The 23,984-nt window shown below is 64.3% G+C and carries 17 protein-coding genes; 11 read left to right on the top strand and 6 right to left on the bottom strand.

All coding sequences use genetic code 11. The features are described from left to right. Positions 1–2: 2 nt before the first annotated feature. From AC07WS_RS11930 to AC07WS_RS11940, 3 genes are read left to right on the top strand one after another with little or no spacing between them, the layout of a single operon-like run. Positions 3–1,565, top strand: coding sequence for a sensor histidine kinase (locus AC07WS_RS11930; protein ID WP_494729272.1), 1,563 nt, complete (start codon positions 3–5; stop codon positions 1,563–1,565). A gap of 1 nt (position 1,566) precedes the next feature. After that, positions 1,567–2,589 carry a diguanylate cyclase domain-containing protein gene (locus AC07WS_RS11935; RefSeq protein WP_494729273.1) on the top strand — a complete coding sequence of 341 codons (1,023 nt, stop codon included), beginning with the start codon at positions 1,567–1,569 and terminating at the stop codon, positions 2,587–2,589. Continuing rightward, complete coding sequence (locus tag AC07WS_RS11940; RefSeq protein WP_494729274.1) at positions 2,586–6,137, top strand: EAL domain-containing protein; 3,552 nt, start codon at positions 2,586–2,588, stop codon at positions 6,135–6,137. Before AC07WS_RS11935 ends, AC07WS_RS11940 begins: the two co-directional genes overlap by 4 nt. Before the next feature lie 13 nt (positions 6,138–6,150). Here the strand turns inward: AC07WS_RS11940 and AC07WS_RS11945 are convergent, their stop codons facing one another. The 5 genes from AC07WS_RS11945 to AC07WS_RS11965 form a co-directional block, all read right to left on the bottom strand. After that, positions 6,151–6,945, bottom strand: a complete 795-nt coding sequence (locus tag AC07WS_RS11945; protein WP_494729275.1) for a sterol desaturase family protein — start codon at positions 6,943–6,945, stop codon at positions 6,151–6,153. Positions 6,946–7,014: 69 nt separating this feature from the next. Continuing rightward, positions 7,015–7,719, bottom strand: coding sequence for a PEP-CTERM sorting domain-containing protein (locus AC07WS_RS11950; protein WP_494729276.1), 705 nt, complete (start codon positions 7,717–7,719; stop codon positions 7,015–7,017). A gap of 224 nt (positions 7,720–7,943) precedes the next feature. After that, the gene (locus AC07WS_RS11955; protein WP_494729277.1) at positions 7,944–9,005 is read right to left on the bottom strand and encodes an acyltransferase family protein; all 1,062 of its coding nucleotides are present in this window, start codon (positions 9,003–9,005) and stop codon (positions 7,944–7,946) included. A 10-nt stretch (positions 9,006–9,015) separates the two neighbouring features. Next, a complete protein-coding gene (locus AC07WS_RS11960; protein ID WP_494729278.1) occupies positions 9,016–10,188 on the bottom strand; it encodes a DUF5009 domain-containing protein in 1,173 nt (390 codons plus the stop codon). Continuing rightward, positions 10,175–12,913: a TonB-dependent receptor gene (locus tag AC07WS_RS11965; RefSeq protein ID WP_494729279.1), complete on the bottom strand. Its 2,739-nt coding sequence runs from the start codon at positions 12,911–12,913 to the stop codon at positions 10,175–10,177. The genes AC07WS_RS11960 and AC07WS_RS11965 overlap by 14 nt, the downstream gene beginning before the upstream one ends. 163 nt (positions 12,914–13,076) lie before the next feature. On the opposite strand from AC07WS_RS11965, the gene AC07WS_RS11970 reads away from it, so the two are divergent. The 5 genes from AC07WS_RS11970 to AC07WS_RS11990 all read left to right on the top strand — a co-directional run bounded on the left by AC07WS_RS11970 (position 13,077) and on the right by AC07WS_RS11990 (position 18,000). Then, positions 13,077–13,733, top strand: coding sequence for a response regulator transcription factor (locus AC07WS_RS11970; protein WP_494729280.1), 657 nt, complete (start codon positions 13,077–13,079; stop codon positions 13,731–13,733). 2 nt (positions 13,734–13,735) lie between these two features. Continuing rightward, positions 13,736–15,106, top strand: coding sequence for a sensor histidine kinase (locus AC07WS_RS11975; protein ID WP_494729281.1), 1,371 nt, complete (start codon positions 13,736–13,738; stop codon positions 15,104–15,106). Between the two features lie 51 nt (positions 15,107–15,157). Further along, positions 15,158–16,552, top strand: coding sequence for a DUF2799 domain-containing protein (locus tag AC07WS_RS11980; RefSeq protein ID WP_494729282.1), 1,395 nt, complete (start codon positions 15,158–15,160; stop codon positions 16,550–16,552). A gap of 84 nt (positions 16,553–16,636) precedes the next feature. Then, a complete protein-coding gene (locus AC07WS_RS11985) occupies positions 16,637–17,191 on the top strand; it encodes a sigma-70 family RNA polymerase sigma factor (RefSeq protein WP_494729283.1) in 555 nt (184 codons plus the stop codon). Then, the gene (locus tag AC07WS_RS11990; RefSeq protein ID WP_494729284.1) at positions 17,188–18,000 is read left to right on the top strand and encodes a hypothetical protein; all 813 of its coding nucleotides are present in this window, start codon (positions 17,188–17,190) and stop codon (positions 17,998–18,000) included. The genes AC07WS_RS11985 and AC07WS_RS11990 overlap by 4 nt, the downstream gene beginning before the upstream one ends. On the opposite strand, the gene AC07WS_RS11995 is transcribed toward AC07WS_RS11990, so the two are convergent. Continuing rightward, positions 17,993–20,872, bottom strand: a complete 2,880-nt coding sequence (locus tag AC07WS_RS11995) for a DUF2135 domain-containing protein (protein ID WP_494729285.1) — start codon at positions 20,870–20,872, stop codon at positions 17,993–17,995. The two genes, AC07WS_RS11990 and AC07WS_RS11995, sit on opposite strands and share 8 nt — an antisense overlap. Positions 20,873–21,037: 165 nt before the next feature. Here AC07WS_RS11995 and AC07WS_RS12000 point away from each other — a divergent pair, with 165 nt between their 5' ends. From AC07WS_RS12000 to fabI, 3 genes are read left to right on the top strand one after another with little or no spacing between them, the layout of a single operon-like run. Then, positions 21,038–21,988, top strand: coding sequence for a phosphate acetyltransferase (locus tag AC07WS_RS12000; RefSeq protein ID WP_494729286.1), 951 nt, complete (start codon positions 21,038–21,040; stop codon positions 21,986–21,988). Between the two features lie 4 nt (positions 21,989–21,992). Further along, complete coding sequence (locus tag AC07WS_RS12005) at positions 21,993–23,186, top strand: acetate/propionate family kinase (protein ID WP_494729287.1); 1,194 nt, start codon at positions 21,993–21,995, stop codon at positions 23,184–23,186. Continuing rightward, positions 23,183–23,962 (top strand): enoyl-ACP reductase FabI, encoded by a 780-nt coding sequence (gene fabI / locus AC07WS_RS12010; protein WP_494729288.1) that lies wholly within the window; start codon positions 23,183–23,185, stop codon positions 23,960–23,962. The genes AC07WS_RS12005 and fabI overlap by 4 nt, the downstream gene beginning before the upstream one ends. Positions 23,963–23,984: the final 22 nt, after the last annotated feature.

The raw sequence follows: 23,984 nt of genomic DNA on the forward strand, positions 1-23,984 counted from the left end.
CTATGGATTCTGCACGCAACAAGATCCGGGTGCTGGTGGTGGAGGACGAGATAGTCGTCTCGGAAGACCTGCAGCAGCGCCTTCGGAGCATGGGCTACGAAGTCGCGGGCGCGGCCGACACCGCCGCCGAGGCGAAGCGGTTGGCGATACTGACCCTGCCGGACGTCGTGCTGATGGACATTATGTTGCACGGTAAGTCGGAGGGCATCGGAGTGGCCGAGTATTTGCGGGAGCAGCTGGACCTGCCCGTCATCTTTCTGACCGCGCACAGCGACGCCGCCACCTTGCAGCGCGCCCGCCTGACCGATCCCGCCGGCTACATCGTCAAGCCCTTCGACGACGCCCAGTTGCGCGTGGCCCTGGACCTGGCGCCGGCGCGCCACGAGATGGAGCGCAAGGCCCGGCGCGTGGCGCACTGGCTCACCGCCACCTTGACCAGCATCGGCGATGCGGTGATCGCCACCAATACCAAGGCCGAAATTATCCTGATCAACCCGGCGGCGGAAAAGCTGACCGGTTGGAGCCAGGGCGAGGCCGCCGGCAAGCCGTTTGCCGAGGTGGTGCGCCTGATGCACCACGCGACCCGCGCCCCGCTGGAAGATCCCGCCACGCGCGCGCTGCGCCAGGGACTGACCATCCGCATCGATCCCAACACGCTGTTGCTGACCCGCTCGGGCGAGGAACGCTTTGTGGACGACAGCGCTTCGCCCATCGTCGATGAGAGCGGCACAGTATTGGGCGCGGTGGTGGTGGTGGTCGATTCGACCGACCGCCTGGCCACCCAAAGCCGGGTGCAAGCGCTGGCGCACCAGGTCCAGAATCTGTTGGCCGACCAGGAGCGCAACGCCACGACCACCGCCGAATTGGAGGCCTTCGCTGCGGCGGTCAGCCACGACCTGCGGGGGCCGTTGAACGCGATCGCCGGCTTTTCCTATCTGCTCTCCAAACAGCACCGCATGCATCTCGATTCAACGGGCCAGCGTTTCCTCGACCACGTGCAGAAAAATGCGCGTGAAATGCTCGGCATGACAGAAGGCTATCTGCGTTTTCTTGGCCTGAGCCGCGGCCAGCAACTGGCGCTGGTCAAAGTGGATGTGCATTCGTTGGTGAAGGAGGTTTTCCGCGGCCTCAGCGCGCGGCCCGATGCGCAACCGGTGCAGTTCACCTGCGCACCGCTGCCGACGATAGACGGCGACGACGTCATGCTGCGGCAGGTGTTTGTCAATTTGCTGGGCAATGCGATCAAATATACGTCCCGGCAGGCGCAGCCAGCCATCACGGTGGGCGTCAGGACGGAAGGGGAAGGAGCGGCGGCGATGCACACGTTTTTTGTGCGGGACAACGGTGTCGGCTTCGATGTGGCCGGCGCGGAGAAACTGTTCGAACCCTTTCAACGCTACCATAGCACCGCCGATTTTCCCGGCACGGGCGTGGGTTTGTCGATCGTCAAGCGCATTGTCGAGCACCACGGCGGCGCCTTGTGGGCGGAGAGCCAGGCCGGTGCCGGCGCCACCTTTTATTTGACGTTGCCGGCGTGCGCCGGCGAACGCTCTGAGCGGGCATGATATGCGTCCCGCCCGCCTATTGATAGTCGAAGACCAGGCCGTCGTCGCGGCCGACCTGGAAGCCAGTCTGACGCGCTGCGGTTTTCAGGTGTGCGCCATGGCAGCCTCCGGCGCCGAGGCCATCGAGCTGAGTCAACGTCATCGACCAGACCTGGTGTTGATGGATGTTCGCCTGCAAGGGGGCCTGGACGGCATCCAGACAGCCGAAAAGCTGCGCAGCGAACTCGATACCGGGGTGATCTTCCTGTCTGCCCACACCGACGAGGCGACGATGCAGCGCGCCAAGCTGGTGACACCCTATGGCTTCCTGGTCAAACCGTTCGACGAGCGGGAATTGCAGATCAACGTTGAGGTAGCGCTGCACAAGCGCCAGGTCGAACGCCAGTTGACAGACGCCCACCTGGAGATCCACCGGCTCAACAGCGACCTGACGCAGCAGATGGCGGAGCGCACCAGCAAATTGGCGCTAACGCTGGACCGGTTGAAAAAGGCCGAGCACGACGCGTATTACGACACGCTGACCGGACTGGCCAATCGGGCCCACTTCGTCGAACAACTGCAACGCCAGCTGGAAATTTGCCACCGCAACAATGGGCGCCTTGCCTTGCTCTACCTGGACATCGATGGCTTCAAGTGCATCAACGACACGCATGGCCATCAGGCGGGCGATACCCTGCTGTGTACGGTAGCGCTGAGGGTGGAGGGCAACATCCGCCGCGCCGATCTGGCCGCCCGGCTGGGGGGCGACGAGTTTGTCGTCATGTTGGTGCAGTCGGACATGGGACAGGCCAGGCAGGTCGCGGACAAACTGGTGGCGGCGCTGTCGCGGCCGTATCAGCTGGCCCAGCAAGTGGTCAGGGTGTCGGCCAGCATTGGTGTGGCGGCCTACCCGGAGACGGCCGGTTCCAGCGCCGGGCTGTTGGCGCGCGCGGACATGGCCTTGTACGCGGCCAAGCGGGCGGGCAAGCGGTGCGCCATGCTTGCCACTCCGGCTGACGCGGGGCATGCGGGGAACGCATCATGATTTTGACTTCGTTGTTGATTGTCGAGGACCAGGCGGTGATCGCCGCCGATCTGGAGGCCAAGCTCACCCGCCGTGGCTATCACATTTGCGGGATCGCGTCCTCGGGTGAGGAAGCCCTGGAATTGGCGCGCACCCACCACCCCGGGCTGGCATTGATGGACATCCGGCTGCAGGGCACGATGGATGGCGTCGAGACCGCCGACATCCTGCGGCGCGAACTGGACGTGCCGGTGATTTTTCTGAGCGCGTATTCGGACGAGCTGACGCTACAGCGCGTCAAGGTGACTCAGCCCTACGCCTTCCTGGTCAAGCCCTACGATGATCAGGAACTGCAATTCAATATTGAAATGGCGGTCAGAAAACACGCGGACGAACCGCGCCCGACGTTGGAAGAACGGCGGATCACGATCCTGGTTGTTGAGGATGAGGCGGTGATCGCGGAAAATCTCAAGGGCAGCCTGACGCAACAAGGCTACCTGGTGTGCGGCATCGCCGCCAGTGGCGACGAGGCGCTCGACCTGGCGCGTCGCCATCAGCCGGACCTGGCGCTGATGGACATCTGGCTGCAAGGGGAAATGGATGGCATCGAGACGGCCGGCGTCCTGAAACGCGAACTCGACATCCCGGTTATTTACATCAGCGCGCATTCCGATAACCAGACCTTGCGGCGCGCCGCCCAAAGCACCCCCTATGCCTTTCTTCTGAAGCCGTATGATGACCGCGAACTGCAGCTCAACATCGAGGTCGCGGTTTACAAGCATGCCGGAGAACGGCAGCTGGCAATCGCCCATCAGGAGATCGGGCGCATCAACGCCACGCTGGAGCAGCGCGTGGCCGAACGCACTGCCGCCTTGTCGGCCGCGCTGGCGGAAATCCAGCGTGAAGGCATTGAACGCATGGGCATGCTGGAGGACCTGCAAAAGAGCGAATTACGCTTCCGCCAGCTGGCGGAGAATATCCAGCAGGTCTTTTTTCTGACCGACCTCGGCGAGTCCCGCGTATTCTATGTCAGCCATGCCTACGAGGATATCTGGGGCCGCAGCTGCGACAGCCTGTACGCCCGGCCGGGTTCATGGATGGAAGCGGTCCACCCGGACGACCTGGCGGCATTGCAGGAAAATGCACCCGAGCGTGCCGCGAGCGGGCGGTTCGACCTCACTTACCGCATCCTGCGCCCAAATGGGGCGTTGCGCTGGATACGCTCGCGCGGATTCCCGATTGCCGACAGCGCAGGGGTGATCGTTCGCATCGCCGGCATCGCCGACGATATCACGGTGCATGTCGAACAGGAACGCCGCATCGCGCGGCTGGGGCGCATCGCGCTGGTGCTGTCCAGCGTGAATTCCGCGATCGTGCGCATCCGCGAACGCGACGCCTTGTTCGGCGAGGTATGCCGCATCGCCGTCGACGAGGGCGCCTACAGCATGGCTTTTATCGGCGTGATCGATGCCGACACGCAGGATGGAACGGTGGTGGCGTCACGCGGCGCGCCGGAAGGCTACATCGATAAAATCCGGCTGACGGCGCGCGCCGGCACGCCCGACAGCGAACGTCCGGCGTGCGTCGCGCTCAGAGAGCGTCGCGCCGTCATTTGCAACGACGTCCGTAGCGAATTGTCACTGGCGCCGTTGCGGGCGGACTTGCTGCGCCGCGGCTTGCTGTCGGTCGCGGCCTTGCCGCTGATGCTTGATCAGCGGGCGGCCGGCGTGCTGGTGTTGTTCGGTGGCGAAGCGGGCCTGTTCGACCAGGAGGAGGTGAAATTGCTCAACGAAGTGGCCGGCGACATCGGCTTTGGCATGGACTTTATCGCCAAGGCCGAGCAGCTCAACTATATCGCCTACTTTGATCTGCTGACCGGCCTGCCGAACAAGATGTTGTTCCACGAGCGGCTTGCCCAGTGCGTCAGCGATGCCCACGCCAGCGCCAGCAACGTCGGGATTATCGTCGTGGACCTGGTGCGCTTTTCGCATTTGAACGACGTGTACGGCCGGCACGCGGGGGATGCCATATTGCGCGAGGTGAGCCAGCGGTTCAAGGCAGCGTCGAGCGAGTCGGGCCGCTTGGCCCGGATCGGCAGCGATACGTTTGCCCTGTTCATCCCCGACGTGCGGGAGGCCGTGGAGGTGGTGGAAATGTTAGAGCAGAAGCTGGTCGCTGTGCTGGATCAGTCGTTCAACATCCTCAACAAATCCGTCCATTTGAGCATCCGCGCCGGCATCGCCCTTTTCCCGCAGGACGGCCATGACGCCGAGACTTTGCTCAAGCATGCCGAATCCGCGCTGAGAAAAGCGAAATCATCCAACGATCGCTACCTCTACTATTCGGCGCAGATGAATGCCTCAATTGCGCTGCGCCTGCAGCTGGAGCACGATTTGCGCGACGCCATCAGCGGGCGGCAGTTCTTGCTGTATTACCAGCCGCGGGTGGATCTGATCAGCGGGCGCATCGTCAGTGCCGAGGCGCTGATACGGTGGCAGCACCCGGAAAAGGGCATGGTCCCGCCCATCCAGTTCATTCCGCTGGCGGAAGAAACCGCGCTGATTCTGCCCATCGGCGCGTGGGTGATCAACGCCGTATGCGAGCAGCAGGTGGACTGGCGCCGGCGCCAAATCAAGATCGTGCCGGTGGCGGTGAATTTGTCGGCCATGCAGTTTAAGGAGCGGCAGGCGGTCTCTACCATTCTGGACGCGCTGCGGCGCACGGGACTGGAGCGGGAATATCTTGAGTTTGAACTGACCGAGTCGATACTGATGGATGATCCGGACGCGGCCGCGGCCGGTCTGAGCGCGCTGCGGGAAATCGGCGGCGCGCTGGCGCTGGACGATTTTGGCACGGGTTACTCGTCGCTGGCGTATCTGAAGCGCTTTCAGTTCGACATCGTGAAGATCGACCGGGCGTTCGTCACGGAAATCACCCGCAGCAGGGAAGACGCGGCCATTGCGACCGCCGTCATCGCGATGGCCCACAGCCTCAATATGCGGGTCGTGGCCGAGGGGGTGGAAACCGCCGCGCAGTTGAAGTATTTGCGACGGCTGCGGTGCGACGAAGTCCAGGGCTATTTTTTCAGCCAGCCGGTACCGGCGGAACAGTTCGAGCACATGTTGAGGAGCGACCTGCGCCTGTCGCTGGAGCGGGAGACCAGCAGCCGGGTGGACACGCTCCTGTTGGTGGATGACGAGCCCAATATCCTGGCCGCGCTGAAACGGCTTTTGCGCCAGGATAGCTATCATATTCTGACCGCCGGCCGTGCGGAGGAGGCACTGGAACTGCTGGCGCTCAACGCGGTGCAGGTGGTCATTACCGACCAGCTCATGCCTGGTATGTCCGGAACGGAATTCCTGCACATCGTGAAGGGTTTGTACCCGGATACTGTGCGGTTGATCTTGACCGGCTATACGGATTTGGCCACGGTGACCGAAAGCGTCAATCGCGGCGAAATCTTTAAATTCATCGCCAAGCCCTGGTCGGACCCGGAATTGCGCGAGTTGGTGCGGGACGCCTTCCGGCACTACCGTCCCCGCTATCAGGCCAGCGACGACAAGCCCTGATCAGCGTCCCTGGCTAACGGTCGTCATTGACCCGGCGCGGGGGCGCAGCCAAGCCGTAGGCCACGGGCCAGTCGGCCGGCAGATGCCAGGTGCCGAACACGCGGTCGAGGAAGGGCAGGGTAGACGAGAAGTTGCGGTCCAACGGCGCCACGCTGGTGTGATGCCAATGATGGAAGGCCGGCGTGGCGATGATCGACTCCAGCGGGCCGAGCCGCACCCGCAGGTTGGAGTGGATGAAGAATCCCCACACCGTGCCGATGACGATCACCAGCGCCGGCGTGGCGCTGCCGCCCGCGCTGGCGCCGGCCAGACCGAGGATGTACAGCGGCGTCATGCCGAACAGCCGGGTGACGATCATGTCGACCGGATGGGCATGGGTGTTGATCAGGAAGTACAGGTGCTCGGGCTTGTGGTGTACCGAATGGAAATGCCACAGCCACGGCAACTGGTGGCTGAGCCGATGGCCCCAGTAGAAACCGACCTCGGCGATCAGCAGCGACAGCGGCAGCTTCACCGCCAACGGCAGCGCTCCCACGGCGGCAGGCACGGCGGCAGGCAGCACCGCTTGTGCCGCCACGGCGACCACGGCCATCAGCGCGCTCAGGATGGCGGCCGGCAGCAGACTGTTGAGGAAATACAGTCCCAGATTGACCGCCAGCGCGCGCCGCGGCAGGCGCGCCTTGCGCACCGCGAGCCAGCGCTCCAGCGGCACGAACACCAGCGACAGCAGCGCCAGCCAAACGCACAGCCGCGCGACGTTGACGGCAAAGGTGGGCAGGTCGGCGAGCAGGGCGTTTATAGAAGTCATGGTGCAAATAATAGCGGAAACAAAAATGCCGGACGCGAACGTCCGGCATCGATTCAAGCTGGCGGCGAATTAGGCAGCCTTGGCTTTGCGGCGGCGCGCGGCGAAGGCGACCAGACCCAGGCCCAGACCCATCATGCCCCAGGTTTGCGGCTCAGGCACGGCCACCATCGACACGCCGTCCAGCAGCGAGAACGGCGGCACGCCGGCCGGGGTGCCCACGGCCAGGAAGCTCAGCACTTCGCTGGCGCCATTGGCGGTGAAGGTGAAGGTTTCCTTCTGCCAGCCGGTGAAGCCGTGGCTGGCGTTTTGCTTCACTGCGGTCGATTGGCTCTGGTTGCCCAGCGAGACCTGCCATTGTTCGGTGGTGGCGCCGTCGAAGGTGTATTGCTGCGCGCCAGCCCAGTAGAAGCTCACGCTGTATTTCTGGCCGGCGACCAGGCCGTTGACGGTCTGGCTGATCGGGGCCATTTCGAAGGCGCCGTCGGCCGCGATGAAGTTGCCGCCGGCAGGGCTGGCGCCCAGGCCGTTGGCGGAGCCGTTACCGGCGCCCCACAGTTGCAGGTTGCCGTAGTGGCCGGCAACGCCGCCGTTGTCCACGTTCGAGGCGTTGAACAGGAAGTTGTAGCCGACGCTGGTCCAGCCCTGGGCCTGGCCCGCATAGCCGAGTTGGCCGTAGCTGCCGGTTTCGAAATCGCCATTGACGATCAGTTCGCCTGGAACGGCGGCGTTTGCGATGCCGGCGCTCAGGGCGGCAGCGGCGGTCAGGGCCAACATTATCGATTTAATGCGCATGTAAAAACTCCGGATGGTGTATTTGAGGCGGACGGCCGGCCGCCAGCGGTGCGAAACGTGAACTTCAGCAAACTTGCTCTAAAAGCATTATGAATGAACAATATGAAATTAGGAACATTTTTAATTTGTAAAGTAAGTTGAGCCGATCGCAACGCTTGTGTTAGCAATGGAAGCGCTACCGCGCAAAATATGAGCAAGATCCCGTCTTAAATCGTGATGCGCCAGCCGTATTTTTCGGCTCGGGCCATAGCCAGCCAGAATAGGGCGGTGAAGCTGGCGGCGAACGCCAGCGATGCCGCGCTGGGCCCAACGAGCGGGGTCAGCGGGCCGCTGAAAACAGTCGCGTAAAGCGGCCCCATGATGCCGCCGCCTTCGATGACGCAAGTCGCAATCCAGGAACCGGCGTAGGCGGCGATGGCGTTCAGGCCCATGGCGCGGCCCAGCGGCGGCCAGCCGCGCACGTCGATCAGCTGGTGCGCCAGCGCGATGACCAGCATGCCGAAGCCGCCGGTCCACAGCACGAAAGACGAGGTCCACAACTGTTTGTTCAGCGGCAGCGCCAACGACCACAGGCCGCCGGCCAGCATCGCCGCCGCGCCGGACAGTGCCAGCGTGCGGGTCTGCCCGCGCCGCAGCCAGTCGCCGGCACGCAGGCCGAGGATGACCGTGGCCAGCGACGGCAGCGTGCCCAGGATGCCTTCAGGATCGTGGCCGATGCCGGTGGCGGCGTCGTACTGGTAGGCCAGATGGCCCAGCAACGCGCTGTCGATGCGGTCGGGAAGATTCAGGCCCGGCTCCAGCGATCCGCCGGCTGCCAGCAAGGCCCAGTAGCCCAGCAGGATGGCCGCGAACAGCGCCCATTGCGTGCGGGCGCTGCGGACATGGATGGCCAGCAGCCCCGCAGCGGCGAAGCAGATGCCGGTCCTTTGCAGCACGCCGAACAGGCGGAAACCGCGTCCGTTCAGCAGCAGCATCGCCACCACATGCAGCGCTATTCCCAGCACGATGATGCGGGCGGCGCGCAGCAGCACCGAGCGCGCCAGCGGTGCCGCGTCGGCCCCGGCTTCAAGGCGCGGCGCCAGCGCAAGGTTGATCGAGACGCCGACGATCAGCATGAAGATGGGGAAGATGAAGTCCGGCGGCGTGCAGCCGTGCCATTCGGCGTGTTCCAGCCACGGGTAGACGTGCGACCAGTCGCCGGCGTCGTTCACCAGCAGCATGGCGGCCACCGTCAGGCCGCGTACCGCGTCGATAGAATTGATGCGCATAGTTTTCGAGTTAAAGCTGCAGTTTGAACCGCATGCGGTTGAGGACCGCCGCCAGCGCCATGACGATGATGGCGTAGGCCAGGGCCCAAAGGAATCCGGGCCAACCGGAGCCCAGCACGTCCGGCAACGCCAGATGCAGGATCTGCATCGATGCGTAGACGATGTAGGGAATGATGTAAACCAGCAGCGGATTGGACGCCGCAGGCCGGACCAGCGCGGTCCAGCCGCTAATACGCCGCAAGTCGATCAACCAGTACAGTGCCGCGAACAGCAGCACGCAGATGGCGGCGCTGTACAGCGCCCAACTCGGCGTGGCATAGATCTTCGATATCTTGAAGTAGGGTCGCAGCAGGTAAGCCAGCAACGCGAGCAACAGCGCGAGCAGCAGCGCATTGCGGAAAGGCTTGCCGCGTGCTTGGCCGAAGAAGATCAGCGACGTCACCAGCCCGCACAGCGCGATCGATGTGTGGACCGCGTTTTCGGCTTGCGTACCCAGGATCTGCAACAGCGCCGACGATTGTGCCACCGCCCCGTGGCTTGCGCTGTACAGGCCAGTACAGGCCAGCACCAGCGCAACGAGCGGCAGGACGCGCGCCTGTGTCAGCGCCCATGCCACGGTACTGTACAGGTACGCCCAGCCTATCAGTCCCAGTATGCCCCACCATTGCGGCGCAAGCCGCAGGCTGCCATCGGCGCCGCCGCGAAACGTCAGCGCCAGCGCCACCAGTCCGGCCGCACCGGCCACCCGCCAGGCCAGCGCCGGCGCCCTGTTCTTGAAACTGGCCCACACCAGCATCGCACAACCATAGAACAGCAGCGACCACAGATGGATAGACATGCCCATCGCCGCCTCGTTGTAGCCATCCTCCGCGTTGACCATGAAGACGCCGAACACCAGCAACCCGGCGGCGCGTGCAAGGACGTGCCGCCAGCGCAGGGCCGCCGTATCGCCAGCCGCCTGCCGCTGCGCCATGGCGAACGGTATCGACATGCCGACGATGAACAGGAAGGCCGGGAACACCACGTCCGGGAAGGTCATGGCGTCGGCGTCCGCCTGGGCATGCTCCATCCAGGCCGGCAAGCCGCGCACGCCCGCCAGCGTGTTCACGAAGATCATGACCAGGATGGTGATGCCGCGGAAGGCGTCGATCGCCAGTACCCGCGTGGGTTTAGAGTTTGCCACGCAGTCCCAGGTAGTATTGACGGCCGTTCGAGTACGAGGCGATAGGCTGGTCCTTGTTGGAGCCGTAGTAGCGCAGCACTGCATTGTTCAGGTTCAGCGCATCGAAGGTGATCGACAGGTTCTCGTTGATCTTGTAGCTGACCGACGCCGCCAGGTTGCCGGTTCCCGCCATCACCTGCGGGAAGCTGTTGTACAAGCCGCCGGAGAAGCTGGAACGGTAGGTGTAGGCCAGGCGGGCGCTCAACTTGTCGTCCTCGTAGTAGGTCTCGGCGTTGTAGGTGTTTTTGGAATTGCCCACCACCGCCAAGCCGTCGTCCGCCTTGCCGTCGGTGTAGGTGTAGTTGGCCACCACGCCCACACCGCCGAACAGGTGCTGCTGGTACGCCAGCTCCACGCCCTTGTTCTTGGCGGCGATATTGGTCGGCGACGAGATGACGTAACTGTCGAAACGCTTGAACGAGTTGTTGAAGTAGGTGAGGTTGGCCGTGCCGTAGGTGACGTAGGACGACATGTCCATGTAGAACACGCCGGCCGACAGCAGCGCTTTTGGCGCGAAGTACCATTCCAGCGCGACGTCATAGTTGATCGAGCGTACCGGCTTCAGGTTAGGATTGCCGCTGCTGCCGGTCAGGATAGTGTCGTTCAGCGTCACCGCGCCGACCATCGCGCTGAAGTCGGGCCGCGCCATCGTCTTGGCGACTGCGGTGCGGGCCACCAGGTTGGGCGACAGGTCGATCTTGAAGTTCGCGCTAGGCAGCACGTCGTTGTAGCCGCGCTGGTTCAGCGTCGGCGTGTAGGGACCGTTCACGTTGTCCTGGCCGATGGGATGGTCGCCGCCGGGGATGTTGGTGATCGTTGCCTGGTTGGTGTGCACGTAGCGCACGCCCACGTTGCCGCGCCAGCCGTCGCCGGCCAGGTTGACCATTGCGTAGACGGCGCTGGATTTTTCTTTCACGTCCATCTCGCCGGCCCAGTTCTCGGTGGTCGGGCCGCCGGCCAGGTCGTACTTGGTCGCCCATGCGGCGATGTCGCCGGGTTTGATCTGCCAGACGTTGCGCAGGAAGTCGGCGCTGCTGGTGATGCCGTTGCCGAAGTTGGACGGATAGGTCGAGCCATTCCACGCAGGCAGCGGCGCCGAGGTGGTGCCGTCGCAGGCCTTGCAGCTGCGGTTCTCGGGCTGGCTGACGCTGCGATGGTGCTCGGCAAAGCGCACGCCGAACTTGGCCGACTCCATGACGCCCCGGTCCAGCCGCAGCTCGCCGTCGGCCTGGGCGTACTTTTCGTTGTCCTTGGTGATCACGTGCGAACCCCAGGCGGAAGCGGTGACGTAGTTGGTGAACTTCGACGTGTCCGCGCCGGGGAAGGACATGGTGGCCGGCGACATGCCGTTCAGCGTGTAGCTGGAACCGGCGCCGGTCAGCCCCGCCTCGTAGCCGATATCGGCCGGGGTCTTGCCGGTGCCGCGTGTGTAGCCTACGCTGCCGCTGATGCGCAGGTCCTGATTGACTTTGTAGCTGCCATCGAGATCGATGTAGGCAGAGGAAGACGAGGAGCCGGGGCGGTAGATCTGGTCGCCGAAGGCGGAGTACAGCGACGAGTTGTAGGGCTGCGTGGCGCTGACGGCCGGGTACTGCGAAGCCGGTATCGTCGCCGACACCAGCGTGCCGCTCTTGATGGTGTAGGCCGACGGGATCACGCCGACCGGGGCGCCGGTGTCGGGATTGGTGGCGTTGATGTTGGCGGCGATGTTGTTGTAGAAGCTGCGGTTGTAGTTGGCCGCGTCCAGCTGGGAGCTGAAGCCGTTGATGTCGAAGCTCAGGTCCTTGTTCGGCTTGAATTGCAGGTCGAAGGCGCCGCCGGTGCGTTTGCGGGTCTGCTCGAATAGCGAGGCGCTGATGCCGCCCGGCGCCAGGATGCCCGCCAGTTCGGGATGCGCCTTGGCCGCGTTGCTGTCGGCGGCGATGGCGGTGTAGCCGTAGAACTCCTGGCCGTCCCGGCGCTCGTGGCGCTTTTCCGAGAATAGCTGCACCAGCACGCCGAAGGTCTTGGCGTCGTTCTTCCAGCCGATCAGCGCATTCAGTTGCGGGTCGGTCTTGCTGGGCAGGTCGGCGTAGATGGCCTGCGCCGAGGCTTCCAGCGTCAACTGCTTCTTGAAGTCCAGCGGTTTGCGGGTCTCGATGTTGACCGAGCCGGCCACGCCGCCTTCCACCATGTCGGCCTGCTGGCTTTTCTGCACCGTGACGGCGCTGACGATTTCCGACGGCAGCAGCGCGTAGCTCACGCTGCGCCCAACGGCGCCCGACTGGTCCAGCACGAACCAGTCGCCGGTGCCGATGGCATGGCCGTTGACCTGGGTCTGCGTCAGGCTGGAACTGGTGCCCCGGATGCTCACGCGGTCGTTCTCGGCGAAACCGCCTTCGCCGCCGGCGGAGGAGGAGATGTTCACGCCCGGTACGCGCTGGATCGCGTCGGCCACGTTCTTGTCCGGCATTTTGCCGATGTCCTCGGCCGAAACCACTTCGGACAGCGAATCGCTATTGCGCTTGCGGGTCAGCGCCTGTTGCAGGGAGGCGCGGATACCGGTGACCACCACCTGTTCGAGCGGCTGGCCGTTGTCGCTGCCCGTCTGCTGCGCCATTGCGGGCGCCGCCGCACATGCGATCATTAACGCCACCGCCGATGCGATTGGGGTTTGCGGCGTCTTCATCCCTGCTTTGCTGTCCATCTATTCTCCCGACGATTGTTTTAGTGTGGGGAGATTCTCCCTAGTCTTCCTTAACGCAATCCAAAAGGAACCTTAAGGGTTTCCTAACGTTGTGGCGCGCAGACGATTGACAGGCGCTCAATAAGATGCGTAGATACGCGCTTCACAAGTGAGGTAGCGAGACATGAAGATATGCCTGGTCGAGGACGACCTGGAATTGGGCAAGGCACTGCAAGCGGCCTTGCAGGATGCGGGGCAGGAAGTGGTATGGGTGCGCCGCGCCAGCGATGCGCGCCATTGGGTGGAAAACGAGCCGTTCGACGCGGTGCTGCTGGACCTGGGCCTGCCCGACGGGAACGGCATCGACGTGCTGCGCGAGCTGCGCGCCTCCGGCCACACATTGCCGATACTGGTCATCACCGCGCGCGACAGCCTGGAGGACCGCCTGAACGGCCTCGATCGCGGCGCCGACGATTATCTGGTCAAACCCTTCGTCGTCACGGAACTGCTGGCGCGCTTGCGCGCGGTGATGCGGCGCGCCACCGTCTGGAGCGAATCGGGCGAACCGGTATGGAAGGTCAAGGACCTGGTGTTGGACGATAAGCGCATGCTGCTGACCCGCGCAGGCGTCAATGTGGTGCTGTCCAAGACCGAGTTCGCGCTGCTGCACGCGCTGATGCGCTACCCGGATCGCGTGCTGACCAGGCGCGAACTGGAATCGCGCGCGCTGCCGCACAGCGAGGGCGCTGCGCTGGACGTGCACATGTCGCACCTGCGGCAAAAAATCGGCGAGGGCTATATCCGCACGGTGCGCGGCGTCGGCTACGTCGTCGACAAATGACGATGCATAATCGTTCGTTGTTCAAGCGCCTGCTGTTCGGCTTCATCGCGGTGATGATGCTGATCTGGCTCGCGAACCTGGCGCTGGATGTGTACGAGACCCGCACCAGCAAGCGCCGCGACATGCAGCGCGAGTTGCGCGCCAGCGCCTTGCGCATCGTCGTCCTGATGCAGACGATCGGCGAACGGCCGCCGGAGCAGGTCAAGCCCCTGGTGCGCAAGATGGAGCAGCTGCACTACGCTTTGTACACGGAACTGGGCTGGTACATACCGGCTTTGCAAACACAGGTCTGGAGGCACGGGCAGCTGGTCTACGCCTCGCCGGACGCCGGCCTGCCGCCCACCGATGCCGCCGCCGGCCCATACAGGCAGCCGCTCAAGGATGGCTGGGTGGTCTCGGTCGAAGACGATCCCGCCACCGGCGTCACGGTGCGCATGGCGACGGAGGTGATCGGGGAATGGATGCTGCAGGTATCGAGCATCGGCTACTATTTCGCGCCGCTGCTGTTCAGCATACCTTTCCTGTTGCTGCCGGCCTGGCTGATCATCCGCGTCGGATTGCGGCCGTTGCGGTCCATCGTCGGCGAGATCGAGGAACGCTCGGCCACCGACTTGTCGCCGCTGGCGCCTTCGCCGTATCTGGAGCTGTCGCCGCTGGTCGGCTCGGTGAACCGTCTGATGGAGCGCTTGACCGAGCGGCTGGAGCGCGAGCAGGAGTTCCTGGTCGATGCCGCCCACGAGCTTAAAACGCCGCTGTCCATCATCCAGATCAATGCCGATACTCTGACCACCGCCCGCACGGCACAGCGGGTGGAAGAAGCGGGGCAGGGTCTGCGCACAGGCGTGCAGCGCGCCACGCATACGGTGCACCAGTTGCTTGCCCTGGCCCGTTCCGGTGGCGACCGCGATCACGCCAGCCTGGTGCCGCGCGACTTGGTCGAACTGGTGGCCGACCGCCTGGCGTTGGCCGGCCAGATTGCCGCCACGCGCCACGTCGAAATCGAGCTGCAGGCGCCGGAGCGCTGCGTATTGCCGATGCATCTTGAAAGCATGGCGTCGCTGATCGATAACCTGGTCAGCAACGCCGTCAAGTATTCTCCCGAAGGCGGACGGGTGACGGTGTCCATCGCGGAGGAGGGCGGCCGCATGGTCTTGTCGGTTACCGACCAGGGGCCGGGCATCGTGCCCGAAATGCAGCGCAAGGTGTTCGAGCGCTTCTTCCGGCTCCCGGACCAGGACCAGGCAGGCAGCGGCCTTGGCTTGGCCATCGCCGAGCGGGCCGCCGCGCGCAATCAGGGCCGCATCCAGTTGGCGAATCGGGACGATGGACCGGGCTTGATGGTGAGCGTGAGTTTTACGCAAAACGCGGCCTGACCGTGTCAAATTTGCCATATAATCGGGCCGCTGAAACTCTCATTCGCCGCCATGACTTATCTGACCCGCTTTCGTCCGCTGATCCTCGCTGTGCCGCTGCTGTTGGCCGGCTGCCAATCCACCATGCAGCGCATTGCAGACTGCAAGGTCGGCGACTGGAGGGCCATCGGCCATAAGGATGGCGTCCAGGGCGAACCGGCCGATTACGTGGATCGCAAGGACTTCTGCGACGACCACGCAGACGCCAAGCAGTCCGCAGCCAGCGGTGCGGAGGCGCAGTACACGGCCGGTTGGGCCCAGGGCAACTGGGATCTGTGGTCGCAGCTTGGCCAGCAGGATGGCGGCAAAGGCCTCCAATCCCAATACGACGCACATGCAGGCGGCGACGAGGTTCGCAAACATAAAACGCCGCTGAACCGCCCGGCCTACGATGCCGGCTGGGCCATCGGCAATTCCGAATATTGGAAAGGGCTGGGCAAGCGTGCCGGGACCGACGGCCAAGCGCTGGCCGCGCAGAAGGAGGCGGCACGCGCCAAGGCGGCGAGCATGCAGTTGCGCTTCGACGAAGCCGCATACTCGGACGGCTGGCAGATCGGCAACCGCACCTTCTGGCAGGACGCCGGCTACACCGACGCCCGCAACGGCACGCCGGACAGCGCCTTCCGCGACCGCGCCGCCGCGGCCCGCAGCGCCGGCGTGCAGGTGCAGGAAGACGCTTACCGCGCCGCCTGGAATGGGGAGATCGTCAACTACTGGCGTAACCTGGGCACGCAGGATGCCGTCAGCGGCAAGGACTTCGGCCAGCGCAGCAAGGAAGCGCGCGCCAAGGGCTTGAAGATTTTCGAATCCGATTATCGCCAGGCCTGGGAAGCCCGGCTGGCGGCGTACTGGCGCCAGGCCGGCGCCGACGACGGCTACGGCAAACCTTTCATGCTGGATGAACGCATCGCCAACGCAGGCCGCGATGGCGTCTTCGTGACCGCCGCCACGCGCGATCAATATACGGCGGCCTGGGAAGAGCAGAACGCCAAGTACTGCCAGCCGGAGAATGCCTTCGAACGCGGACGCACCAACAGCGGCATGATGGTCGACGTCTGCCGCGTCGAACTGCGCAACCAGTTGAAGCACGCCTACGTCAGCGGGCAGGATTACGAGATCGCCGCCGCCAAACATCGGCAAGCGGTCGACGACGCCAATGAAATAGCGAGCCGCCTGAGCGACGCCCGCCATCATCTGGCCAGGTTGGAGCGCGAGATCCGGTCGAACCTGGACGCCAAGGACAGGGTGGTCAACGACGACACCAGGAAGCAGGACGCCCGCCGCGAACAAGAGCGCCGCGAGCTATACGAGTATATCCAACGGCTGGAACGCCAGCTCGATGACGCCCGCCGCTGGGTCGAGCGCCATGAACTGCAGATGCAACGCCTGCGCCGCGAAATCTACTGACCGGCGTCAGAAGCCGCCATTTCCGCGCAGTGCCGCCTGCGTTATCATTACGCCATGTCCACGCCACGATCCGATGAAATGCTCATGCTCCGCTATCGCGATGGCGATCTGGAGGCGTTCGCGGAACTGTACCGGCGCCACAGCCAGGGCCTGTATCTGTTTCTGGCGTGGCGCTCGCCGCGCCGGGAGTGGGTCAACGACATCATGCAGGACAGCTGGGCCAACCTGCACCAGGCCCGCGCGCGCTACGAGTCTGGCTCCAGCTTCCGCACCTATCTTTTCCAGATCGCGCGTAATCGCATGATCGACCTGATACGCTTGAACGAGCACATTCTGCTTGCCAGCGACGGCGGCGAGGATGGCTGGTTCGACCACGTTGCGGATAACGCGCATGATGGTCAGGCGCCCGACGGTGAATTGGAACGCAAGCAGCAGGCGAGCCGATTGCATGCGATGATACGTCTGCTGCCGGTAGAACAGCGTGAGGCGCTGGTGCTGCAGCAGTTTAACGGCATGAGCCTGGAGGAGATCGCGGTACTGGTGGGGGCGCCGGTGGAGACGGTGAAGAGCCGCCTGCGTTACGCGATGCGCAGGCTGCGGCAGGAACTGGCGCCGGCTGCCGAAGAGGTGAGAGCATGAATCCAAACGATCACAACGAAGACGCGGAGTTCGAAGATTTCCTCAAAGGCGAGGGGGATTTGGCGCGTAGCTTGCAAGGACTGCCGCAGCCGCAGCCGCCGGAGGCTTTGTCCGCGGCCATCCTGGCGCGGGCGGCTTCGGACCTGCACAGTGGCGCAGCCGTGTCGGCGAACGACGCGGTGCACAATGCCGCTCCGGCCTCGCCGCCGGCTCGCCACTACCTGCGGCGCGCTCGCATTCCGCTTGGCCTGGCGGCCAGCGCGGTGTTTGCGTTGTTCGCGGTGCGCAGCCTGATGCCGCAGGCCGTTGCGCCGATGGCAGAGCCGCCGCAGCCCGCTGCGCCGATGGTCGCGCAGCCGGTCGTCGTGGCCGAGTCGCCGGCTGTGGCGAGGATTCCTGTCGCGGAAGCGCCTCGCAGCGCCATCGAACCGGCGCCACCGCCGCCGGCGCCGAAGAGCATCCAGCTCAAGCGCTCTGTGACACCGCCGGCGCCAGCCGCAGACATCGCAGTGACAGCCGCAGACGCCGATGTCGCCGCCCCGGCCATTCCGATGGCGGCGCCCGCGCCGTTGGCGCGCATGCAGGCGCCCGTGATGGCTATCGCCGCATCCAAGCCCGCTCCGATGGCCTATTTTGGCAGCCCACAAACCGAAGCTCTGCCAGCGCCAGCGTGGCTTGCCCGCATCGGAGAAATGCTTAAGGCCGGCGAAGCAAAAGAAGCGCATGCGGAATGGCTGAAGTTCCGCATGCGCTACCCGGATGCCGAGGTGCCGCCTGAACTCCAGCTGCAGCTCGAAGCGATCAATTAACGTCGAATTCGCCCACCAGCACAGTGCTGCCGGTATCGCGCAAGCGCAGCGTGATCATCTGGTCGCGCTGCTTCGCTGTGCCGAAACCCGTGCTGAGTCGCAGCTGCACGGTCGTCGCACCGGCGACGATCTGCTGGCGATGTCCAAATGAGTTGACCTCCACACGATACTTGCCCGGCTTGGCCACCCGCAGCGAGAACTCTTCCGGCCCGTAGCCGCCGGTGAAGTCGCGCGACATGCGTCCGCCCTGGTAGGTATAGCGGTTGGCATAGAAGCATTTTTCTCCATTCGGATCGGTGACCCATAAATCGATGTCGGTGTTATCGGCATCCCAGGTCAGCACCGCCCGCAAGGCCAGCGGCAGGTTGCGCAGCAGCCGCCCGTCTACGCGGCTGGTATCCGGCTTGACGGAGGCCTTGGCGACGATAGCGTTCAATTCCGCCAGCGTGACCAATTCGATTTCCGCAAAGCGCGCATCCCAAGGACGGTTCAGCACTTCCGCAAGTTGCTCCACCGCCGGCTGTACCTGTCCGGCGGCGGCATATGCCAGGCCCAGGTCGCGGTATGACTGCGGTTCTTCTTCGGCCAGCAGCAACACCTGCTTGAATACCGGGATAGCCAACGCCGGCTCGCCAGCTTGCAGCAGGCGGTAGCCCAGTATCCGCAACACCTGGCGGTTTTCCAGGTTCATTTCCGCCAGATTGGACAACACGCGCAAGGCCAGATCACGTTGCCCCTGTTCGAACAGCATGTCGGCGCTGTCGAGGAAAAAGGCGCTGCTGCTGGTGTAGTTCGGCTTCTCGTCGAGGTAGATGGCGTACAGGTCGCCGGGTTTGGCGGCCTTCATGCGGGCCCGATACGGTTCGTCGGGCGACCATTTCTTGAGCTGGATGCCGGTATTCGGCGTCTCACCGCCGGAATGTGCGGGCGCTTTGGCGGCGCGCTCCACGTTGCGCGCATCGGTGCGGCCATACGTCAAAGGCATCGATGCCGCAGGCGGCATGGGGCGCGGTGGCGGCGGCGAGGCAAGCGCAAGCTGAGGTGCGCCTTCCATCGCATCGTCGTCGGTCTTCTTGAAGTCGATATATCGGGGCGGCGCCGATTTCGGATAGCTCTTTTCCCACCACACCACCTTCTGCTCGAACTCGCGCACGATCTGGTCGCTGTGCTGCTCAGCGCTGCGGTGGCGCTGTGTCAGGCGATTCTGTTTGAGGTTCGCGTAGGCTTCCTTGTAGGCTGCGGGCGGTTCGATGTCGTAGCGCAGATAGTCTTCCAGCCGGTCCAGCACCAGCAGCGAGGTCTCGCGCGTGGGTATGCCGAAACGCTGGCCGATACGGCGGATTTCTGCACGTTTCAGATCGTAGTCCGCTTCCAATGCATGCAGGCGGTAGCTGGCCCACGTGCCGGCAGCCAGCGGATGATACGGCGCCTTGGCGCTGAGCGGCACCGTCATTGTGCGGCTCTTGCCTTGCTGCGTCAGCGTGAGCGTCAGTTCTGCGGACGGTTGTGTCAGACGTCCGGCGATCCGCAATATGCCGTCCTGCGGCTCGCGTGCTTCAACCGAAATATCCGTGGCACCGGTGGCCGCGACGTAGCTCAGTTGGAGCTCGTCGGCCAGCAACGCTTGCGCAGCCTGCGCCACTAGGCCTGCCTGCAGTTGCACCAGACGTCCACCGTTGCGTTCCGCCAGTGCCGACAGGCGCGCGCTGTCCGACACCAGCGCCGAGTTCAACGCAAACAAACGCTGGTCCTTGCCCAGCGTAGGGAAGGGCGCATCGCCGTAGTTGGACAGGCCGTCGCTGACCAGCAGGTATTCGTTGATGTCTGCTTCGGGCTTCCACGCACCCAGTGCGCTGGCGCCGTCGTAGGCGGTACTCGCCAGCGCGGCACGCAAGCCGGTCCAGTTGCCGTTGACGACACGGTATCGCTGGCTGGCCTCGGCCCGGTCGCGCAGGCGGATCAACCGAACCTCCACGTTGCGCACCGTTTTGAAGTAGTGGTCCAGCATAGCCAGTTCGGCTTCGGTCTGCCGCTGCGCGCCGGAACCGGAACTGTCCCACAACAACCCAAGTACGGCGGGCGGCGGACGTACCGGTTGGCTGCTGTCGCCGGCGACGGCGATCTCGCTGAGGAAGAAGGTATCGCCATCGAATTCCTGCACAAAGGTCTGCGGTTCCGTTGCGGCGGCCAGCGTCAGCTCCAATGTGCCGTCGGCACGGAAGCTCGTCTTGCCGATGCGGGCGCGATAGCCGTCGTGCTGGCGCTCGAACTGCACGCTACCCAAGGCGCCATGCGCCTGCGGCGGCGTTATCGCGCCGCGCACATTTAGTTCCAGATCAAATTCCCCTATTCCTTCGCCGTAGGCCAGGGGCAGCCGATACAGGCGTTGGGCCTCGTAGCGCGGCAGTGCTTCAGCATACTTCAGCTGCACGGTACGGGTGCCGTGTGGCGGTATCGGATAGACACGCAGCTTGAAGTTATTCCCCTGAGTTGTCTCCAACAAGGCGGGATCGACGCGGGTCCGTTCCACTTCTTCGAATATCTTGCGTCCCTTTGCTTTTTCCACCGGCACGGCGGGCCGCAGCGCTCCGTCGATATCCAGCGCAAAAGCGGTGACATGCTGCGCGGGCAGCAGCGGGAACTGCAGTTCGCCTTCCAGCTGAACCGCGTTCGGATTGTAGAACACCATCTCCACAGTGGTCTGGGCCAGGCCGCCGCTGATCTCCGCGCCGATGCGCAGGCTTTGCAGGCGCACGGGCGTCTGCGCGCGCGGCACGATCAGACGCGGCGGCACGATGGGCGGAAGCGGCGCGATGGCGTTCGCCGTCAACGACAAACTCAATAAAAATACTGCGAGCAGTGGGCGCAACATGACATCTCCTTGGCCGGAAAAGCCCGGCGTCCCACATGTAACGGAGCGGCGGGACAAACGGGGTTAAACGGCGCGAAAAAAATCCATGCGGCGGCGCAGCAATATTCGATTGCTTTATCTAGATTTGTTGATATCATTTCCCTGCCTTACATCCAAGGAGAGCAGATGAATGCCCCGAGTACGCCACACCCGAATTACGAAATCCTGATCGCTGCAGCGCGCAAAGTCGGCCCGGCCACGGTCGCCGTCGCGCATGCGTGCGACCGCCATGCGCTGGAAGCGGCGTTGGACGCTGCCCGTATGGGCTTGATCAATCCCATTTTGGTCGGGCCGGAGGCGCGCATCCGCAAGGCCGCCGAAGAAGCGGGCCTGGACATCTCGGCGCTGCCGCTGGTCGATACGGAGCATAGCCACGCTTCGGCCTCCCGCGCGGTGGAGCTGGTCCGGGAAGACAAGGCTTCGGTGCTGATGAAGGGCAGCCTGCATACCGACGAATTGATGGGCGCCGTGGTCGCCGGCGAGACCGGCCTGCGCACCGGCCGCCGCCTCAGTCATTGCTTCGTGATGGACGTGCCGGGCCGCAGCGAGCCACTGATCATCACCGATGCCGCCGTCAATATCAATCCCACGCTGGACGAAAAGGTCGACATCATCCAGAACGCCATCGACCTGGCGCACGTGCTGAAGTTCGATCCGGTCAAAGTGGCCATCCTGGCGGCCGTGGAGACGGTCAGCGCCAAGATGCCATCCACGATCGATGCCGCTGCGCTGTGCAAAATGGCGGATCGCGGCCAGATCACCGGCGCCATCCTCGACGGCCCGCTGGCGATGGACAACGCGATCGACCCCGAGGCTGCGGCGATCAAGCACCTGGTCTCGCCGGTGGCCGGCAAGGCGAATGTGCTGGTGGCGCCCGATCTTGAAGCCGGCAATATGCTGGCCAAAAGCCTGACCTTCATGGCCGGCGCAGCGGCGGCCGGCATCGTGCTCGGCGCCCGCGTGCCGATCATCCTGACCAGCCGCGCCGATTCGGTCACGGCGCGCCTCGCGTCCTGCGCGGTGGCGGTGCTGGTTGCGCACAGCAAGCTGGCCGCCGGCCGCGTTCTGGGAGCCTGAGAGCATGGCGCCTAACGATAGCATCGTCGTCATCAATGCCGGCTCGTCGAGCATCAAGTTCTCGCTGTACAGCGGCGCCGCGCTGGCGCTGACCTTCAAGGGCAAGATCGAAAACCTGTACAGCGGCGTCACTCGCTTCAGCGCACAGGATGCGCAAGGCCATTCCATCGGAGAGCGCGGCTGGGCGGACGCCCCGCTGAACCACGAAGCAGGCATGCGCTTCCTGATCGATTTCGCGCAATCCCATCTCGAAGGCTATCGCGTGGTGGCGGTCGGCCATCGCATCGTTCACGGCGGCGTGGCCTACAGCGGGCCGCAGCGCCTGAATCCCGGCGTGCTGGCCGCGCTGGAGAAACTGATACCGCTGGCGCCCCTGCATCTGCCGCACAATCTGGCGCCGGTGCGCGCCGTGATGGCGATGGCGCCGGACGTGCCGCAGATGGGCTGCTTCGACACCGCCTTTCACGTTGGCCAGCCGGCGGAGGCGCAGGCGTTCGCGCTGCCGGCGCGGATCACGGAGCAGGGCGTGCGGCGCTACGGCTTCCACGGACTGTCGTATGAATATATCGCCAGCCGCCTGCCGGGTGCCGATCCGTCGCTGGCTGGCGCCAAGGTGGTCGCGGCGCACCTGGGCAATGGCGCCAGCATGTGCGCGATGGACTCCGGCCGCAGTGTCGCCAGTTCGATGGGCTTCACAGCCGTCGATGGCCTGCCGATGGGCACCCGCTGCGGCGCGCTCGATCCCGGCGTGGTGCTGTACCTGATCGACCAGCTTGGCATGGACGTGGGCGCGGTGCAAAAACTGCTGTATCAGGAATCCGGCCTGCTTGGCGTCTCGGGGATTTCGTCCGACATGCGCACGCTGGAACAAAGCGACGACCCGCGCGCCAAGGCCGCCATCGCGTTGATGGTCTACCGCATCGGCCGCGAACTGGGTTCGCTGGCGGCAGCCCTGCGCGGGTTGGACGCCTTGGTCTTCTCGGGCGGCATAGGCGAGAACAGCACGACCCTGCGTGCGGCCGTCTGCCGAGATGCCGCCTGGCTGGGCGTGAAGCTGGACGCCGGCGCCAACGACGCCAATCCCCGTGGCGTGGCGCGCATCAGCGCCGCCGATAGCAAGGTGGCCGTGTGGGTGGTGCCCGCCAACGAGGAACTGATGATTGCCCGTCACACGCAGACTTTACTGGAGCATGCATGAATAACGCCGAAACGATTTATCCGATTTTATCCGGCAAGCGCGCGCTGGTGGTCGGCGTCGCCAACGAGCATTCAATCGCCTGGGGTTGCGCGCTGGCGTTCAGCAAGTTGGGGGCGGAAGTCGTCCTCACTTACCTGAACGAGAAGGCCTTGCCGCACGTGGCGCCGTTGGCGCAGGAGATCGGCGCGCAGCTGCTGCCGCTAGACGTGACGATACCAGGCCAGATGGAAGCGCTGTTCGCGACGCTGGCAGAACAGGGCAAGCTGGATATCCTGGTCCATTCGATCGCCTTCGCGCCCAAGGCGGATCTGCAGGGCGGCCTGCTGGATTGCTCGCTCGACGGCTTCCTGCAGGCGATGGATATATCCTGCCATTCCTTCGTGCGCATGGCCAAGCTGGCGGTCCCGCTGATGACCGAAGGCGGCAGCATGTTCGCCATGAGCTACCATGGCGCGGAGAAGGTCGTCCCGAACTACAATGTCATGGGGCCGGTGAAGGCTGCGCTGGAAGCTTGCTGCCGCTATCTGGCGTATGAGCTGGGCCATCGCGGCATCCGGGTCCATGCCATTTCGCCGGGACCATTGCAGACGCGCGCCGCCTCCGGCTTGAAGGACTTCGAACTGCTGCTGCGCGATGCCGCCACCCGCGCGCCATTGGGTGAGCTGATCGACATCCTCGATGTCGGCAATACCTGCGCCTACCTGGCCTCGCAATATGCACACCGCCTGACCGGCAGCACCGTGTATGTCGACGGCGGCCTGAATATCATCGCTTAAGGGAATCAGATTTTAATGACTG

This window comes from Duganella sp. GW821-FHT01E12, from assembly GCF_059422325.1.

Coding starts and splice junctions, on each gene's coding strand:
- AC07WS_RS11930 (WP_494729272.1), top strand. CDS start 3: ATGGATTCTGCACGCAACAAGATCCGGGTGCTGGTGGTGGAGGACGAG.
- AC07WS_RS11935 (WP_494729273.1), top strand. CDS start 1,567: ATGCGTCCCGCCCGCCTATTGATAGTCGAAGACCAGGCCGTCGTCGCG.
- AC07WS_RS11940 (WP_494729274.1), top strand. CDS start 2,586: ATGATTTTGACTTCGTTGTTGATTGTCGAGGACCAGGCGGTGATCGCC.
- AC07WS_RS11945 (WP_494729275.1), bottom strand. CDS start 6,945: ATGACTTCTATAAACGCCCTGCTCGCCGACCTGCCCACCTTTGCCGTC.
- AC07WS_RS11950 (WP_494729276.1), bottom strand. CDS start 7,719: ATGTTGGCCCTGACCGCCGCTGCCGCCCTGAGCGCCGGCATCGCAAAC.
- AC07WS_RS11955 (WP_494729277.1), bottom strand. CDS start 9,005: ATGCGCATCAATTCTATCGACGCGGTACGCGGCCTGACGGTGGCCGCC.
- AC07WS_RS11965 (WP_494729279.1), bottom strand. CDS start 12,913: ATGGACAGCAAAGCAGGGATGAAGACGCCGCAAACCCCAATCGCATCG.
- AC07WS_RS11970 (WP_494729280.1), top strand. CDS start 13,077: ATGAAGATATGCCTGGTCGAGGACGACCTGGAATTGGGCAAGGCACTG.
- AC07WS_RS11975 (WP_494729281.1), top strand. CDS start 13,736: ATGCATAATCGTTCGTTGTTCAAGCGCCTGCTGTTCGGCTTCATCGCG.
- AC07WS_RS11980 (WP_494729282.1), top strand. CDS start 15,158: ATGACTTATCTGACCCGCTTTCGTCCGCTGATCCTCGCTGTGCCGCTG.
- AC07WS_RS11985 (WP_494729283.1), top strand. CDS start 16,637: ATGCTCCGCTATCGCGATGGCGATCTGGAGGCGTTCGCGGAACTGTAC.
- AC07WS_RS11990 (WP_494729284.1), top strand. CDS start 17,188: ATGAATCCAAACGATCACAACGAAGACGCGGAGTTCGAAGATTTCCTC.
- AC07WS_RS11995 (WP_494729285.1), bottom strand. CDS start 20,872: ATGTTGCGCCCACTGCTCGCAGTATTTTTATTGAGTTTGTCGTTGACG.
- AC07WS_RS12000 (WP_494729286.1), top strand. CDS start 21,038: ATGAATGCCCCGAGTACGCCACACCCGAATTACGAAATCCTGATCGCT.
- AC07WS_RS12005 (WP_494729287.1), top strand. CDS start 21,993: ATGGCGCCTAACGATAGCATCGTCGTCATCAATGCCGGCTCGTCGAGC.
- fabI (WP_494729288.1), top strand. CDS start 23,183: ATGAATAACGCCGAAACGATTTATCCGATTTTATCCGGCAAGCGCGCG.